This window comes from Providencia sp. PROV_01 (assembly GCF_053098325.1).
Map to the genome: position 1 here is coordinate 3,079,786 of NZ_JBRFKD010000002.1, position 16,132 is coordinate 3,095,917.

Consider the following 16,132-nt stretch of genomic DNA (forward strand, 5'->3'; position numbering starts at 1 on the left):
AAAAAGCGGCAATTAAGCCGCTATAGAACGTTGAAGTGATTTATTGCTGATCTTCGGTGTATATCCCCGCTGAAATAATAGCGCCACCGATTTCGCGTCGGTCTAGCCCATAAAATAATGGTACCGGATTGCCTTGTGCAGTTGTATTGACCGCCCCACCGAATGCATACGAAGGTTTATTTTCTGCGTCCTGCCGTATGGAAAGACCAGGAGGTTGAGGTGATAATAATTGGATGACACCACCTAACGCGACAGCCGCCCCACCAAGCGCCAGACCACCACCCCAAACACCGCCCGCACCAAATGCCGCCCACCCCGCTGGGCCTATCATCATTGCGGCACCAATCATCGCCACACCTAAAATAGTTTGGAAAAATCCGCCTCGTTTACTACCTTTAATCACGGGTACGATGCGAATATCTTCGCAGGTATCAAGGTGTAGCTCATCCTCGGTAATATTGCGCTTACCTTTAAATACGGCGAACTCCAGCCCTTTAAGGTGTGCATTAGCCAAAAACTGCTCAAAACCGTCGTAGAGCACTGACAATGCTTTTATGGCTTCACGAGGGGAATCAATCGCTAATTTATGTTCTCGCCCAAATAGGGTACCGAGTTGACCATGAAGACGAATAGCTTTAAGTTCACTCATGCCAATTCTTTCCTCCGAACAATTTTAACCGTCCGATCACGCCAATAATCGCTGTAGGGAACAAGTCGACTAAGTTGACCATATAGATGATGAAGTAACATACCGTCGACTATTACCCCTGCATGGTTGGGAACGTCGGCTTGCACTTGCATAATCACCATATCACCTTCTTTAGGCTCACCAGTAACATCGATAAAACCCGCTTTCTGGTAATTATCCATATACAGGTTTTCGCCTTCTTCCCACCAATGCCTATCGACGCTGTAGTTATGCAACTCAATACCGTGTTTTTGCCGGTAGTAATCCATAATTAATGACCAACAATCTGCGTGACCCAGCACAAATGGCCGTCCCTCTAATTCACGCTCTGCTCGAGGCTGAATGAATCGAATGTCACCTTCTGGCCATGATGCAATCACCCACGGTATCCCTGTCGCATCACACTGTAATTTATCGATTTCGCTCGGTTGAGTCGTAGCGCCATCCCCACAATGGCTGTGCACAATTGCAATAGGCTCCCCCCAATCTTCAGCAATGGCATAGTCTTCGGGTGAAAGTTCAAAATGGTCATTGGGATTATCGGAAAGGTTACTGCAGGGGAAGTATTTTTTGACTCGGCTTTTTTGGCAAATAACACCACAGGCCTCTTTGGGATATTCCAACTTAATATGCTGAAATATCGCTTCGGTTAATTTCTTTGTGATCATCGTATTAGTCCTGCTGCAGGGAACCCTCCAAAATCTAAAGGCTCATTTTCACCAAAACGTTTTTTACAATCACTGATTAGCCCACCGCATTTATCTAGTGATGGATCATCGACAGGCTCACCCCGTTCATTGAAGTATTTATTACCCGAATAGGAACACCCATTACCACTACGGTAATCCCCCTTCATACACCAATAACACAGATTATGTATCTGGCGAACGGGTATCATAATTCCCTGTAAATCAAACGGGCTAGATAGCTCAAACTCAATCGCTTCGCCAGCCACTTCGCTTGTCTTTTGGTCGATGTAATAAACTTGAGAGAAAAATTCACTCGGGTTAGCGGTTGGATTGCCTTCAGTGAAATTTTTTGCATCAAGATAATGGCTGAATGTCTCATAAACAGTGACTTTCGCTTTTGCCATATCATCAAACTGTAAGCACAATGACGAAATAACACTATCCACATTTGAGACCTGCAATTTAGGCCGTGACTGAGCCCCGTCCCCACTTTTAGCCATACCTTCTATTTTGTATGGCCATGCGCCATATTCATTGCCCTGCCACCAAATCGACTTGGGTTTTAATTCATCCTCTGCCGATTCGATTTCAGTCGGGGTATGTCGTAGGTTATAGCCATGAAAGCGCAATACAGGTCCGTCGAACTCGCTAGCATCAACTTCAATGAGTTGAATTTTATTACCCGCTTCGAGCTTTTGAACGTCAGATGTAATATTCATGAGCTGAAAGCCTCAATAAATGTTGCTGATACAGAATAAACACCCGCACCTAATGCCGATGTTTTGTATGCCTCACAACGGAATAAACCCTTTTCGCGTAATGGCGGAGTGAAGATAAATACCTTGTGTCCTTCGTGACGATCAAAAAAGGCAACAATCTGCTTGATCATTGCCTCTTCGCCTACGAACTCAAATGATGGCGTATCGGAACGTGGATTAATCCCATCGCCTGCCGTTTGTGTATACCCATCACCGAACTGTGCTTTTTTAGTTCTGAATGTCGTATCAATTTGGGCGTTAACACGAGGGCACCATGTGAACGTTTCAATCATACAGATCACCTTCTTCTGTTAATTAACAGCCAAAGTGGCGTGCCTTCTCTTGATGCCTGTTCATTGACAGTGCTCACAATTTCATTTTTGAGTTGCTGCCTAGCGCCACTCACGTCACCCACTGGCTGTTGCTGCTCCTTGGTTCCATCGCTAATCAGGTTAATATCACCAACATCGATATTGATAGCATTATTGGAAGTGATAGATGTAGACCCATTTTGAACATTTTCTAAGCCAAGAACACGCACACCTAATGAGCCATCAGAACCCCGAGTCAGTGGCATAATCGCTTCTGGTCCTGCTTCCCCCATCAAACCCGCACCTTTAGCAAAGGCAAACAAAGTCGGAGAGCTAACAATTTGTCCGCTATACGAGCTTAAGCCTGGTGAATCATAAACACCGCCTTTGGCATTTGGCACAATGGAGCTGATAAAGCTACCGAAACCACCACCGAAATAACCACCAGCCGCCTTCATTGTCTGAACGAGGGCCATGTTCGTGAGTACTTTCTGTACGCTTTTCAGTACATCTACTGACCAGCTTTTCCAATCAGCTTTGTTACCGATTAGCATATTAGAAATGTTATCGACCATGCCGCCCATAGCGGATTGAGTTGCACTTGCTGCCTGACCTGCATAATTGGACGCATCATCCACCCAATTTTCTAAACCTGCCGTTACTCCTGCACGCCAATCCGCCTCGGCTAATACAGCCTCTTTATACTTCTGATTCAGTGCATCGAGTGCATTCTGCCTTGCTTTTAACGCTTCGGTACCACCATCCGTTTTACTGAATACGCGCTCAACCTGTTGTTTTTCTTCCTCAAGACCTCGACGGCGATCTCCCATACCGACAGTGCTTCGAGCTAATGCTGCGTCATCCTGATACTTACGGGTTGCATCGTTCAGCTCTTTTAATGCATCCGTCATTTCACGCTGTTTACGTACGGCTTCATCGGCTTTTTGTGTCCATTCCGCCAGCTGAACAGAAGCTGATTGAATTGATTTTCGCTGCTCATCCGTCCATTTAGCGCCTGTTTCATGACCAGCCGCATAGAGTGCCGCCGCTTTTTCCCCTTGCAGGGCTCTAATACGCTGAACTTCTGTAGCTACGCTGAGGTCAGCCATTTTGTCTTTATAGCGTTCAGTGACTCGTTCCGCTTCTTTCATTAAAGACGTGCCAGATTTAAGCGAATTATTCATTTTTTCGCGATCATCATAAGCCTTTAATTTGTCATCTATGTACTGCTGTCGGTAACTTTCATGCATTGGTCCAGAAAAACCAGCTTTATCAAGCTCCCATTCACTAGTCTGCTTGACTTGATCGCGTCGACTCATTCCGGCCAATTTACGCTCACGCTCAGCATTAATCATCATCATGCTTTGCTCATCATTCAAAATACGCATTGGTCCAGCAGACATTTGATTTTGAGTAAGAGATTGACGAGCTTGTAATAAGCTATTTCCTAAAGATAATAATCTATTAAATTCGGACTCCTGAACAAGCTCTTGCCCCATAAACGCAATTTTATTACGCTTATTTTCGTTTCCTTTCTGAATTAAACTATTTGAGTGGTTTGTTAGCAGGTTGTACGTATCGGTAGTTTTTTGTAATTCTCTTTCTTTTTGTATCAATCTATCTTCTTCAACAGCAAGTAATTGCACAGCGGATAAGTGATTTTTTAAAGCTCCCTCTTTCATTCTTGCTGTTGGTAGGTCTGGAAAATTTTGAGCCGCACGACTTTCGCCAGCCTTAATATCCGCCCTTATTTTTTGTACTAATCTTAATTGCTGCTCATATTCTTTTCTTTGTGCCTCTAGGGTTTTCTCAACTTTCTTCGCCTCATCGGAAGACTCTGTTAGTGTCATGGCTTTAGTGCGTTTAACAATTTCGTCTAAAGCGCTAGCATACTCAAGTGCAGACTGATGAGCTGCTTCCTGTTGCTGCTTAACAGCGTACCATGCCCCTGCCCCCAGCATGATTGCACCGGGCAAGCCGCCAACCAAAGAAAGCACACTTGATAGCCCTCGACCTATTGTAGATGTTACTGACGTCATGCTATTCAGTGCCCTGCGAGATGCAGCAAGCTTTGTATTGGCGGCTACTTCTTGATTACTAAGGGCCACTAGTGCTTTGGTGTTTTTTTCTAGTTGCTTATCAAGGATTAATCTCTCCTTGTCCGTTGCTGCCACCATTTTTTTAGCGGCTAACGTATTTCGGGCATCGATAAGTAACTGTCTTTCATCCTTTATTCGCATTTGAGTTACCTCGAGGCTGCGAATTTGCTCCTTTGTATGATTAACTTGAGATAAATAACTATTGACCGTTTCTTTGGCTAGGTTTTTAGTGCTTATTGTCAGATTCCCAAAATATCTAGACAATCCAACACCAATAACCAAGCTACCAGCTAGCGCCACTTTATCAAAGTTATCGCCCAGTTTAGCCAAAATAGCAGCTATTGATTTGGTTACCCCTGCCCCTTGATTTAATTCGCCAAAGTAACTTTTTGCTGAGTTAGCAACTCGCATAAAGCCATCAGCAACAGTATTATCCATTGAGTCAGCAAGTGCATTATTTGCATCCTTTGCATTTATCATGGCATCCGCAAATAACTTAAAGGAAATTTTACCTTCTGCAGCCAGTTTTTTAACTTGGCTTTGAGTGACTTTCATCCCCCCATTGGTACGCTCTAGCTCATTAGCGATATCTACCAGCACCGAAGGGGTAGCATTCATGATCGCTTTCCAGTTTTCACCTGCGACTTTACCTTCAATAGTGGCTTTATTTATGGCATTAAGAGCTGACTCTGTCTTTTGGGCGCTGGTTGCATTGGCGGTAAATGCGGAAGACATTGACTCAATATAATCAACCGTTTGAGTAGTATTATAATTGAGTTCTTTCATAGCTGATGCGGTGCCAATATATAGCTCTTGAGTTGTTTCTATTGCTTTACCATTGCGGTTACTAATAGTTAAAAATCGTTGCTGTATTTCATCGTACCTATGCGCTGAACCTTCCACGGATTTTAGAGCCATAGTGATACGTGCAGACATTTGCCCCCACTCATCAACCGTTGAGATTGCTGCTGATGCTGAGAAAAAACCCACTAAAGCACCCGCGCTCGCTTTAGCTGTCATGGCAACGCTAGATAATTGATTGTTGATTTCTGAAAGTGCTTTTTTTTGCTGAGCTAGCTCTTGCCGCAATTGACGACTACCACCAGACGCATTTTTATAAAAATCACTGCTAATTCTGGAGGCTTTGCTAATTTCCGCCTGAAAGCCAGATGAGTTTGCTGTGATTTTTAAGATTAGCTCACGTAACTTAGACATTGCGGTCTCCATAAAAAAGAAAGACCGCCTGAGCGGTCTAGTTGTTTTCACAATATTCAAGCCATAATGGTATTGCTGAAGCATCCGCAAGCACATCAAACTTAAATAATAGCATTTTTGCGATATTTCCCTCGTGACTTCTTACTACGGCATAATATTTTCTGTATCCACTATAATCATTGTCATGATCTTTTTTCTTAACTTCTCCGCATACAATTCCCATATTTGAAAGAGAATTGTCGTGATCTTTAAAATAATAAGATTTTTTAAACTCAAAAGATGATGATTTATATTCTGACTTAATTATTTCTTGGGTTTGCTTGACGAATTTTTTAGATTCTGCATCCTGAGAATCACACCCCATCAATGAGAGAAATGATAGTAAAACAGTAGCAAAAAGCAGATTTTTCATTTGAGTAGTTCCATTAATGAATAATGGGTCTACTATATAACTATTCAGACATGCTGCTCAACCATGCTTCAAGCGGCTCTTGATTATTACTATCACGAGTAGGCTCGTTAGCTGCATCCTGATCCCAAACTGGAATCATATCCCGTAGAGAGACTTTTGCACCTGCCGCATTCATGACTGCAGAGGTGATCATTGCTGTTTGAATATCGCCACGACCATCCCCAATAGGACTGATTTTGTCGTATGCCATCCACATTCTTAATTCGCTGGCGTCCAGATCATGAATTAACGCTTTAAGCGTTTTTCCTAACCTGAGCGCCAGTGTCATTAAAAAGAATGTTTCCGGTTCTTTTACTTTTTTTCAGCTTCTAACACTGAAATAGTTAGCGCAAACGCTTCAGATAATAAACGCGCATGAACTGGACCGTATGTTTTCAATAAGGCAGGGATATCTTCTTCAGTGAAGACGGGCGTTCCATCCTCTTCAAGAAGAATGTTAATAAATAAAGCAACATCACCTTCAATATTGCGTAAGGATTTTTGGGTAGATGTTAATTCTTCACCCTCTTTTACTTCAACCAATTCACTGCACTTAATACGCGCCTGAAGGGATGGTTCGCGAATGGTTACTTCTAAGTTATCCCATTCAGGGACAACCACCTTTTTAGTCCGAAATGATTGTGAAGCACTAAGGGCTAAGTTACGTAAATTAGACTTTTTAACTTTAGCCATTACTTACCGCCTCCTGTTGGTAATGATTGCGTTGCTGGAGCCGCTACTTTTCCTTTCACTAATGGCGTTGGCTTACCTTTCAGACGAAGAGTAAATGATGCACTCACAACACCGTTTGTAGCCGCTGACCAGCTGTTTTGGCGAACTTCAGCAAGGAACGCGAAACCCGAACCTGACGGAAACACAACTTTAAAGGCATGAACTGCATCACTATCATAAGCCTGACGCAATACATCTTGACCTTCATCAACTGCAAAGTTGCCCCCAATAGTGACCTCAGCTGGAGCTGCGAGACCGTTTATATTTTCCTGTTCATTTGAGCAGAATGTTGTGACGTCAATATCCGCTTTTTGACCACCCGTGAAGCTAATTTCCTTCGTTGTGCAATCAATTGGCAACGAATCTGTTTCGACTGCAGCAATATCTGTTGCCGCCAATTTAGAAACGCTGATTTTGGTACCTTGCGTTTTTTCATGTTTACTCGTCATATCAGTTTCCTATAGACATAAAAAAACCACCCGCAGGTGGCTGATGGTGTGAGTTGAAATTTAATTCCAGACTTGGAATTCTAACGTTTTACGATATAGAGCCGTGTCGGATTCATAATCCGATTTTCGGGAGACATTTGTAGGTGCTAATACCTTTATGGCCATAAATGCTTTATCCCGTATTTCGCTAGCTTTATCAGGGCTTTTCGCATAAATATCAATTTGAATATTAGTCATTGTTTCAGCCTGTCCAGCGAACACATCCTCGTCAACTTCATAGAATGAAAATATTAACCATGGCGGACTGATAGCGGGCATATCTTGCGGAACAACGAGCGGAAACACCTTATCAGGCAATACAGGATCTAAGAGTTTGAGCAAGTCGGCATCAGTCATTTATTGAGCACTCCATCAATCGCCTGATTCAGTTTTTCGATTGCTGCACTAGCGGCTTCATCGGCTTTGCTATCGAATGCAGGACGGATAAAAGGTACGGGGGGCATCTTTGAAGTGCCTTCTTCCAAAAATCGCCAGTAATAAGCGTTTCTTGGGTCTTTGGCTTTCATTGAATTATCGCTATTAGTCCCCTCTTTATTACTACCCCGAACATAAACACCCGCCGAAACTTCGCCATTTTTGCGACTGCGCTGGCTGCTGGCCATAATATTTCGGGCTAGCTTTCCAGTACGCCTTGGTGCTTTTGCTCTCACTTCATCACGTAAAACAGCAGCACCCGCATAAGTCGCTTGTCGCAATACCCTCGTACTCTCAGCTTTGCTGAGTTCCTCAAGCTCTTTACTCACATCAAGGAACCCGCTGAAATCAATATTAAAATCATCCATCAGCCTTAACTCCCTGTTTACACAGCAATTCAAGCCGGGTATTTTTCACATCAGGAATAACGGACTGAATATCATAGTTGAGCCCATTAAATACCATCCGGCAGGTTGAGTTAATATCAGATCGATAACGCATCCAAACGCGAACGGTGATTTCTGACATTTCGGCACCTGACGCAAGAAGCTCGCGACCTGAAATTGGCTTAACTTCAGCGCGTGTCGTAGCAATATCAACCCATTGATTTTCACGGGCACCTGAGGGTAGTTTGACTAGTTCATTACGTTGAAAGGTCACTTTGTGTCGTAAGCGCCCTGCTTGCATAAATCCCCCTTACAGCCCGTAAATACGGTAAGGCTGAAGCAACGCCTCTGTTGCAAACGGCAATGCTGAGGTGATATTACCAATATTGGTGGCTTCGCGGTTTTCATACCATTGACCAATCAATAACAGCATGGCATTTTTGACATCATCACTTAGCAACAGCGACTCAGGATCGTCTTGATAGCCTTCTGATGATTCGTTTTCATACAACGTCCTGCGCGTATAGTGTTCCACATACTTCACCGCAGAGCCTGTATAAATCGTCAGTAACTTATCATCATCGGTAAAATCAGAATCAATATTGCAATGCGCTTTAACTAATTCAAGAGAAAGCATTATTTCTCCTTTTTAGCCTTAGTTTGCTTTGTTTCCTGCTGTTCCTGCTGTTCCTGCTGTTCCTGCTGTTCCTGCTGTTCCTGCTGTTCCTGCTGTTCCTGCTGTTCCTGCTGTTCCTGCTGTTCCTGCTGTTCCTGCTGTTCCTGCTGTTCAGCAGCATGATTGATAACTACTTCAGAAGCATAGCCTTTTTGAATAAGCTCGCGCCCATGCAGTTCCAGCGTTTCAATTTCGTCACCTTCCGTGACCACTTTACCGCCAAAGTAAATCGCACGTAGTATCAAGAGTTTCATATTTCACCCCAAAAGAAAAAGCGGCCTTATCGACCGCCTAGATTGATTATTCGCCCGAGGCAGGCGCTGTGAAGTCACCATAAACAAAAGCTTCTGGGCGTTTTAACGCTAACGCCAGACGCTCTTCGCAACGAATAGAGATCATGTTTTTCTCAAAGTCGTCGGCGTTTTCGGTAGAAATCACCACATTGGTTTCTTCGCGGTCAAACAGCTGCGCACCCGCATTGAAGGCCCCAGTCAAGAACTTACCTTTGAATGCTGCAGTTTCAGTGACAACAATCGGTAAACCCCATAACGTTGGACCTGTTAATGCCGACGGATTCGCCAGAATGTAACGGCCCAGTGAATCTTTCAGCAGTTCAATCTTCGCCCAGTCGATGAAGTGCAGAACGTGCCCCGTTGCTGGGAAACGCGCTAACTGTGCTTGGAGCATAGCCAAACGCAAATCATCAATGCCGTTTTGTTTATCGACTTCGAACTCCGCCTTGAATTTAGACGCTTGCGGGATGATACCGTGCAAATGAGCGCCAGAGCCGTCCCCGAACAAAATTTCTTGCTCTTCGACAAACTTCAAACCGTAACGCATTTCAGCGTCAACCAATGATTGCAGTTGTGCGAAGTCATCTAAAATCTGCTTAGAGGCCTTGAACATATGTGCAATGGTGGTAACTGGCGTGATTTTTGTTGCAAACTGGATGTTGCTGTACGGCTTGGTCGTATTTTCTGGTGCCACAGCAGCGGCGTTGGTAAATCCGGTTTGCTGTACCCAGAAAATAGCCGGTGAGGTCGTTTTCCCGGGTGCAATTAAATCACGGATGAACAAGCGTTGTTTTGGTGCAACATCAATCCCCGGTAAGCGATGGGGCTCGACCACGCCCTCAGCCACATCAACAGAGGTTAGTGCAGCCTGAACGGGAACCGAAATGCGCTTACTGGCTTGAATGCTGGAATTAATATCTTTCAACACGTCGGCTGAAATGACTTGCTGACCGATACTTTTTGCAGCCTGAACCGCGTTACCTAGCGGCATTTGAGCGACATGTTGCTCCAACTCACCTAAGGAAGCTTTCAGTGTTTTTTCAGACTCACGTAGTGCGTTGAGCTCTGTCATCATTTTATCGACAGAGGCTTTCGTTTCATCACTTAAGCCCCCTACTCTTTGGGCTTCTTTTAATGCTTCTTCGGCTTTCGCATTAAACTCACCGGTCGCTTTTTCAATTTTAGCCGACAGGTTTTTTAACAATTCATTTGCTTCAGACATAATGTCTCCAATTATTTTGATAGGTTAGCGAAGGCATCGATCGCCTTCTCCAGTTCCGAAAGGGATTCAGGGTTAATATTGGGGGTAGCGCTTGGCGTACCGTCGGGATCTGAAGTAGCGCTCGGCATACTTCGTGTTAAAGCACTAATGAGTTTTCGACGCTCAGAACGCGGGGTTTTCGATTTTGCTAATAATGCATCTAATTTACGAATAGCAGCTTGTGGGCTTTCGTCACCATCGTCAACAGCATCGACCGCTAGCAAGCTATCTGCAAACCCTTTTTCAATCGCATCACTGGCACCAATATACGTTTCGTTATCCATCATCTGGCTAACGGTTTCATCGGATTGACCGCTTCGCGCTACATAGATATCCGCCATCGATTTATCAAAAGGAGCAAGGTCATTTGCCAGTTTGGCGAAATCATGGCGATTACCAATACCGACAGCCCAACAGTTGTGGATCATCAAAAAGGCACCGCGCCCCATTTGTATTTCATCACCTGCCATCGCAATAATGGAAGCCGCTGAAGCCGCAATACCTAAAATGTTAACGGTGACTTTGCCGCTGTGCGCACGAAGTAAGTTATAAATGGCTAGCCCTTCAAACATGTCACCACCCGGGCTATTAATGTTGACAACAACATCATTGTTCCCAATGGCGCGAAGTGCAGCAGAAATACGCTTGGCGGTGACGCCTTCGCCCCAAAAATCTTCACCAATCACGTCTAATACCGAAATGGTGTTATCCGAACTGGCGGCACGAATACCGCTATTCCACTTATCCAGTGCTTTAGGCTTGAGTTCATAGCTAATCGATGCGCAGGGGCGATCCTCCAGCGCAACTGGCAAATGACTTTTTTTCATTCAATTTACTCCTCGGAATGAGGTTTGTTAGATTCAGGGGAAGGTTTGTTAGCTTGAGCTGATGGATTACCTTCAGGAAATAGCCAGCTGCTCAATTGTGCCTTCAGCTTCTCGGCTTCATTGCCCGCGCTATCTTTCCCGAGTTGGTCAATCGGCGTGAGGTTGAGTTGAACGGTATAAATATCGCCCCCGTCAATTGGTGGCAAGTTCTCAAGTCGCCTCACATCATTGCGACTCATCCAGCCATTTTGTAGGGCAGTAGTGTAATAAGCTGAACGTCCCGCACTGTCGGCACGCAATAAACCTTCAACAGAAAACTCCGCATAATATTCATCATCGCTATCGAGTAGGCAACGACTGATTTCTTGCTCAATATTGACCAAAAGCGGGCGCAGTGTATTGGTCAGAAACTGCATATTCATGCCTTCTACACTCGACGCCCAGCTGCTCTGTTTATCCGCATGCCCCACCATAAAGGGCGGCACACGAAACCAGCGGCAAATTTCCTCAATACTCCATGACCGGCTTTGTAACAGCTGCGCATCTTCGGGGTTCATGGAAATGCCGTTATAGCTCAGGTCATTTTCCAAGATCATCAACTTGCCCGCATTTTCAGAACTGATGAACGCATTCAAGTAGCCGCGTAGCTTTTCACGTTGCTCTTTTGTCAGTGCTGTTTTTGAGGATAAGAAGCCTGATGCCAGCAAGCCATTGCGGAAAATCTTGGCGGCGGTTTCATCGGTGGCAATCGCCGAGCCTAAAATATTACGCCCCATCTGAATGGGCGTGAGTCCAACCACACCATCTAGCCCAAACCCACGAATGTGCATCATATTTTTAACGGGGATTGGTCGATTTTTACCGCCTTGCCCCGCGTATTGATAGTCCAATAGCCCATTATCGAGCCGTTTTACTGTCACTGATTGCGGCAATAACGGCTGCAGGGAAACCAACTTTGAACCAATATACTGTTTTTCAACATAGGCATTCCCTTGCAAGCAAATACTGGCTACCACCATCAACATAAATCGTGATGGGGTCATTTCTGCATTGGGCCGTCGACACAGCACGCGATAAGCGGGATGATCTTTCGCTATCACTCGAGAGCCGTCAGTCTGGTACTGGTAAATCTTTAAGGGTAGCGTTGAAATAGATTCGCTCAACAGACGAATGCATGACCATACAGCAGAGAGCTGTAGCGCCTTGTCTGTTGATACGGATTTTCCACTGCTGCTTAACCCGCCCAGCGCTTTCAATAAATCTTGAGTCTCAATCCCTGCAGGGGGATTTTGCTGACTAGCATTCAACCGCTGCGCTTTGCGTTGTGATTTCCGTCTGGCCATTAGAACCCCACCATAATTGGATTATCAAAGAAACCTTCAATATCTCCATCATTTTCATATTCTTCTTCAGATGCACCAATTGCCATTGCTGAAGCAACAACACCATCAATGCGCCCTGTACTTTTCCTTTTCGCAAATATGCGGTTTTCCTTTTGATCCGCCTCTGTCACTGCTGATGCCGCATTCCACCGTAAACAGGGATTAGCATGGATAATGATGGTCTGGTCATCAATTAACCCTTCAAATAGTTCAATTGAGTGAGGCATCCATAAGCCAGAATCTTTCGCCTTGTAATAACCTTGTCCGTGAGGAACTAAGGGTACCGTGACTGCAGCCTCATCTAATTTAGGCTCTAAGTATTTGATCCTGTATTGGTCAAATGCAATGGCGACTAAATTCACATGTGTTGTTATTTCAGCAATCCGCTCAGCAACAAACTCATATTTAACTGCATTACCAGGAGGGGTATGGATAAAGCCTTTTCTAGCCCATGCATCATAAGGAACGCGGTCAGTTTTAGCTCTATCTAGCAAGGTGTCTTTCGGTGTCCAGAATTCGACATAAAGATGTTTGATTCGTGGAAAATAAAGTGCTAACGCGGTTAAATCTCGTGTTCCTGACAAATCCAGCCCGCCATAACATTCCTCGCCTTGCAAGTCCTCTAATCTGAACGCTTTCTCACAACTCATCCATGTATCACCATTTATCCATGGATTATCAGCATCGACCCACTGACAAAAGTTAAGCCGACGAACAATGCTTTCTTTTGCGGGCATACCTTGAGCTTGTGTAACTTGCTCCCGTAAATAACGGTCAGTAAAGGTATAACCTAAAGAGGGGTTGGCTTTTCCCCAGCACGATTCATCTTTAAAGGGGTCATCCCCCTCATCAAGTGAACAGATATAAGAAAAGAAACTGTCATCTTCAATCGAACCTTCAGCAACTTTTCGACCATATTCATGGTAGTCATAACACACGCTGGTTTTATCATGGCCACTGTTAGTGATCATAAATATCAATGCTTGCCGTCGACCTTTAGTCCCAGCACGCATCATTTCAACAACGTTATTATTTTTATGCTCATGAATTTCATCAATTAATGCGCAATGAGGGCGTGGGCCTGACTGCCCATCGTCAGCACTAATCGGTCGGAAAAATGACCCTGTTTTTAAAAATGCTAAGTTCCATTCTTTACCTGTACCACCTGATTTGGTGATCCGCTGGCTCAATGCAGGTGATTGGTCAACCATTGCAACCGCATCACGGAACAAAATCATAGCCTGGTCTTTCTTCGTTGCTGCGGCATAAACTTCAGCGCGCGGCTCACTGTCAGCCGTTAAGCAATAAAGACCTACTCCACCTGCTAAGGGTGATTTACCCGAGCCCTTCCCTGACTCAACATACACCATGCGAAAGCGACGAGTGCCATCTTCCATTTGCCAACCAAAAATCGAACCAACCACGAAACATTGCCATGGCAGCAAAATAAAAGGCTTCCCCTCGTGCTCACCACCATTAAGTTTTAGTACCTTTGCAAAGAAACCAATTGCACGCTGAACTGCATCAATATCCCACACTAAACCTCGTTGTTTAGCTTCTTTTAGGTCTTTAAGGTGTCTAGCACAAGCATTTCGAATGTCGGGGCCAGCAAGAATTTTACCGTCATGAACGTCTTGGGCATATTGCGTTGCAGGGTCAACCGAAGTACGCGTTGAGCGGGTCTTCCTCTTCTTCTCCACCATCGATTTTCACCTTTGAGCGAGCAGCCGGAGTCAAACCGAACTCGACTAAATAACTTTTAAAACGGCGATCCGCATCAGCCAACATTGCTACTGCTGGGTGCGCTTTAATCAGAAAATCACCCAATTGGGTTTTTGTTGTATAAGTGCGACCTTCAATCGCTATCGTGTCGCGTAGCTGAAGAATATCAGCGTAGATATCACAAAGCCTTTCCAAAGCCAAAGCGTCTGCAATGGTTAAAACGCCCATACCATCAAGTAGCAAGGTTAATTTTGCCCATGCGATTTTTCCCCAATCCGTTAAGTGCTCGGGTGGGCTTGGAATTTCACGCCGAGGTTTGGGTTCTTTGTCGTTAAGTTTTCGTTTCCCCGGATTACCCGTTACCAATTTCAAGTTGGTCGGTTTCGGGCGTCTTCCTGCCATCGGAACCTCCCAGAAAAAAACTTTTCATTTCGCGGTTGTGCACACGAATGACTACGGTCGGTAATTTAAGGCAAAGGTTTTGAACTTTTACCCCGCCCCTACCGTTATGATTTCAAAATGAAACTATCATAAGTAAATATCAGGTGCGTCTGTGATCATTGATTCATGCCACACGAATTCAACATCAACTGAAGCATCTGATGGATACGTGTTAATGCTGACTTGTTTTTGATTAGACAACATTTGACCATCAACGGTAAGGCAGTAGCCAATCTGTTTGCCATGTTTGAACAGCTTAGAAAGTTTTACTTGCTTAGTTTCAATCATACTATTTATTCCAATGTGAATTAGGGTCAAGCGGTATACCATCTTCACTGCAGCCGACAACAACACCACTCTTCTCCATGCGTTGCTTAGTGGAGTTATGATGTGATGCACATAGGCTTTGGTAGTTATTGGTATCCCAGAATAACTTTTGGGCTTTGGCTATCTGTTCGGCATTACCTGAGTCAAGCGCATCCTTCAATCGGTGCGGGGTAATATGGTCGACCACAGTTGCTGCAGTAATGCGACCTTGCTCTTGGCACATCACGCATAGGGGATACTTAGCAAGATAGTTAAGCCTAACCTTTGCCCACCGACCACCGTAGACATTGGGCTTTTTCACTGATGCCATCCAGACTTAACGGATTGAATATCAGTGCGAAGATGTTCTAGAGAAGCTGCAAGCGCTTGTTCTGAATCAGTCATGGTCTGTTGTATTGATGCCATGGATGACTGTAATAAGCTTAAGCCTGTCTCCAGTGCTTTGATACGGCGTTGGTCTTCCGTTTCTATTTTAGTTGTCTCGTTTAAAAGGTCACCCTTTGCACGCTTAAGGGTAATTGAGTAAATTACAGCTCCTTTAATTGCTCTTGTTTCAATAAGCGCCTGCCCACAACTAACATTGAACACTTGAGCAGCGAAACCGACAGAGACACTGATGTTGCAATTATTACCACCACTGATGATGTAATGCTCATAGCCAGCCTTATCAGCCCATGAATTATAAGTTTTAGCTGCATTAACTATACTTTGGTTGATATCGTTAATCTTTTTAAGCATCTCAGCTGGCTTATCAATTCCTACTAGTTCAATATCTTTGTAATTTCTCTCTGTTTTGTAACCTGCAGCACTAGACAGCGAGGTGCTATGTAACTCTAGGTATAGCTGACGCCTATCACTAATAAGCTGCTGTAATCTCTTTTCAAGGTGAGTGCAATGACCTATTGCTTCAAAGTTAATTTGCTTATCTGACATGACTGTCTCCTCAAATAA

General features: G+C 44.4%; 22 protein-coding genes. All 22 read right to left on the reverse strand.

What is annotated here, in order from left to right; genetic code table 11:
• Positions 1-40: 40 nt before the first annotated feature.
• The 22 genes from ACU696_RS14980 to ACU696_RS15085 all read right to left on the reverse strand — a co-directional run bounded on the left by ACU696_RS14980 (position 41) and on the right by ACU696_RS15085 (position 16,114).
• Positions 41-649, reverse strand: a complete 609-nt coding sequence (locus ACU696_RS14980) for a tail assembly protein (RefSeq protein ID WP_210846973.1) — start codon at positions 647-649, stop codon at positions 41-43.
• Positions 646-1,356, reverse strand: a complete 711-nt coding sequence (locus tag ACU696_RS14985) for an NlpC/P60 family protein (protein ID WP_447343139.1) — start codon at positions 1,354-1,356, stop codon at positions 646-648. Before ACU696_RS14985 ends, ACU696_RS14980 begins: the two co-directional genes overlap by 4 nt.
• The gene (locus ACU696_RS14990; protein WP_247047101.1) at positions 1,353-2,096 is read right to left on the reverse strand and encodes a phage minor tail protein L; all 744 of its coding nucleotides are present in this window, start codon (positions 2,094-2,096) and stop codon (positions 1,353-1,355) included. Before ACU696_RS14990 ends, ACU696_RS14985 begins: the two co-directional genes overlap by 4 nt.
• Positions 2,093-2,428 (reverse strand): phage tail protein, encoded by a 336-nt coding sequence (locus ACU696_RS14995; RefSeq protein ID WP_447343140.1) that lies wholly within the window; start codon positions 2,426-2,428, stop codon positions 2,093-2,095. Before ACU696_RS14995 ends, ACU696_RS14990 begins: the two co-directional genes overlap by 4 nt.
• A 5-nt stretch (positions 2,429-2,433) precedes the next feature.
• Positions 2,434-5,760 carry a phage tail tape measure protein gene (locus ACU696_RS15000; RefSeq protein WP_447343141.1) on the reverse strand — a complete coding sequence of 1,109 codons (3,327 nt, stop codon included), beginning with the start codon at positions 5,758-5,760 and terminating at the stop codon, positions 2,434-2,436.
• Between the two features lie 37 nt (positions 5,761-5,797).
• Entirely contained in the window at positions 5,798-6,172 is a 375-nt protein-coding gene (locus ACU696_RS15005; protein ID WP_210846977.1) for a hypothetical protein, read from the reverse strand.
• Positions 6,173-6,212: 40 nt separating this feature from the next.
• Positions 6,213-6,500 (reverse strand): phage tail assembly protein T, encoded by a 288-nt coding sequence (locus tag ACU696_RS15010; protein WP_273804906.1) that lies wholly within the window; start codon positions 6,498-6,500, stop codon positions 6,213-6,215.
• Positions 6,501-6,523: 23 nt separating this feature from the next.
• Entirely contained in the window at positions 6,524-6,904 is a 381-nt protein-coding gene (locus ACU696_RS15015; protein WP_447343142.1) for a phage tail assembly chaperone, read from the reverse strand.
• Entirely contained in the window at positions 6,904-7,392 is a 489-nt protein-coding gene (locus tag ACU696_RS15020) for a phage tail tube protein (protein WP_115167100.1), read from the reverse strand. Before ACU696_RS15020 ends, ACU696_RS15015 begins: the two co-directional genes overlap by 1 nt.
• Positions 7,393-7,452: 60 nt before the next feature.
• A complete protein-coding gene (gene gp17, locus ACU696_RS15025) occupies positions 7,453-7,788 on the reverse strand; it encodes a tail completion protein gp17 (protein ID WP_447343143.1) in 336 nt (111 codons plus the stop codon).
• Positions 7,785-8,234 (reverse strand): HK97-gp10 family putative phage morphogenesis protein, encoded by a 450-nt coding sequence (locus ACU696_RS15030; RefSeq protein WP_071548461.1) that lies wholly within the window; start codon positions 8,232-8,234, stop codon positions 7,785-7,787. The genes gp17 and ACU696_RS15030 overlap by 4 nt, the downstream gene beginning before the upstream one ends.
• Complete coding sequence (locus ACU696_RS15035; protein WP_211889663.1) at positions 8,227-8,553, reverse strand: phage head closure protein; 327 nt, start codon at positions 8,551-8,553, stop codon at positions 8,227-8,229. The genes ACU696_RS15030 and ACU696_RS15035 overlap by 8 nt, the downstream gene beginning before the upstream one ends.
• Positions 8,554-8,562: 9 nt before the next feature.
• Positions 8,563-8,889, reverse strand: a complete 327-nt coding sequence (locus ACU696_RS15040) for a head-tail connector protein (protein ID WP_123381813.1) — start codon at positions 8,887-8,889, stop codon at positions 8,563-8,565.
• Positions 8,889-9,182 (reverse strand): DUF7210 family protein, encoded by a 294-nt coding sequence (locus ACU696_RS15045; protein ID WP_447343144.1) that lies wholly within the window; start codon positions 9,180-9,182, stop codon positions 8,889-8,891. The genes ACU696_RS15040 and ACU696_RS15045 overlap by 1 nt, the downstream gene beginning before the upstream one ends.
• Before the next feature lie 46 nt (positions 9,183-9,228).
• Positions 9,229-10,443: a phage major capsid protein gene (locus tag ACU696_RS15050; RefSeq protein ID WP_447343145.1), complete on the reverse strand. Its 1,215-nt coding sequence runs from the start codon at positions 10,441-10,443 to the stop codon at positions 9,229-9,231.
• A gap of 11 nt (positions 10,444-10,454) precedes the next feature.
• Positions 10,455-11,309 (reverse strand): head maturation protease, ClpP-related, encoded by an 855-nt coding sequence (locus ACU696_RS15055; protein WP_272686087.1) that lies wholly within the window; start codon positions 11,307-11,309, stop codon positions 10,455-10,457.
• Positions 11,310-11,314: 5 nt separating this feature from the next.
• Positions 11,315-12,652, reverse strand: coding sequence for a phage portal protein (locus ACU696_RS15060; protein WP_211889666.1), 1,338 nt, complete (start codon positions 12,650-12,652; stop codon positions 11,315-11,317).
• The gene (locus ACU696_RS15065) at positions 12,652-14,394 is read right to left on the reverse strand and encodes a terminase large subunit (protein WP_247047111.1); all 1,743 of its coding nucleotides are present in this window, start codon (positions 14,392-14,394) and stop codon (positions 12,652-12,654) included. Before ACU696_RS15065 ends, ACU696_RS15060 begins: the two co-directional genes overlap by 1 nt.
• Positions 14,348-14,815 (reverse strand): phage terminase small subunit P27 family, encoded by a 468-nt coding sequence (locus ACU696_RS15070; protein ID WP_071548472.1) that lies wholly within the window; start codon positions 14,813-14,815, stop codon positions 14,348-14,350. The genes ACU696_RS15065 and ACU696_RS15070 overlap by 47 nt, the downstream gene beginning before the upstream one ends.
• 126 nt (positions 14,816-14,941) lie before the next feature.
• A complete protein-coding gene (locus ACU696_RS15075; protein ID WP_447343146.1) occupies positions 14,942-15,142 on the reverse strand; it encodes a hypothetical protein in 201 nt (66 codons plus the stop codon).
• Position 15,143: 1 nt separating this feature from the next.
• On the reverse strand, positions 15,144-15,491 hold the full coding sequence (locus ACU696_RS15080; protein WP_447343147.1) for an HNH endonuclease signature motif containing protein: 348 nt from the start codon (positions 15,489-15,491) through the stop codon (positions 15,144-15,146).
• Complete coding sequence (locus tag ACU696_RS15085) at positions 15,479-16,114, reverse strand: hypothetical protein (protein WP_447343148.1); 636 nt, start codon at positions 16,112-16,114, stop codon at positions 15,479-15,481. Before ACU696_RS15085 ends, ACU696_RS15080 begins: the two co-directional genes overlap by 13 nt.
• Positions 16,115-16,132 lie beyond the last annotated feature (18 nt).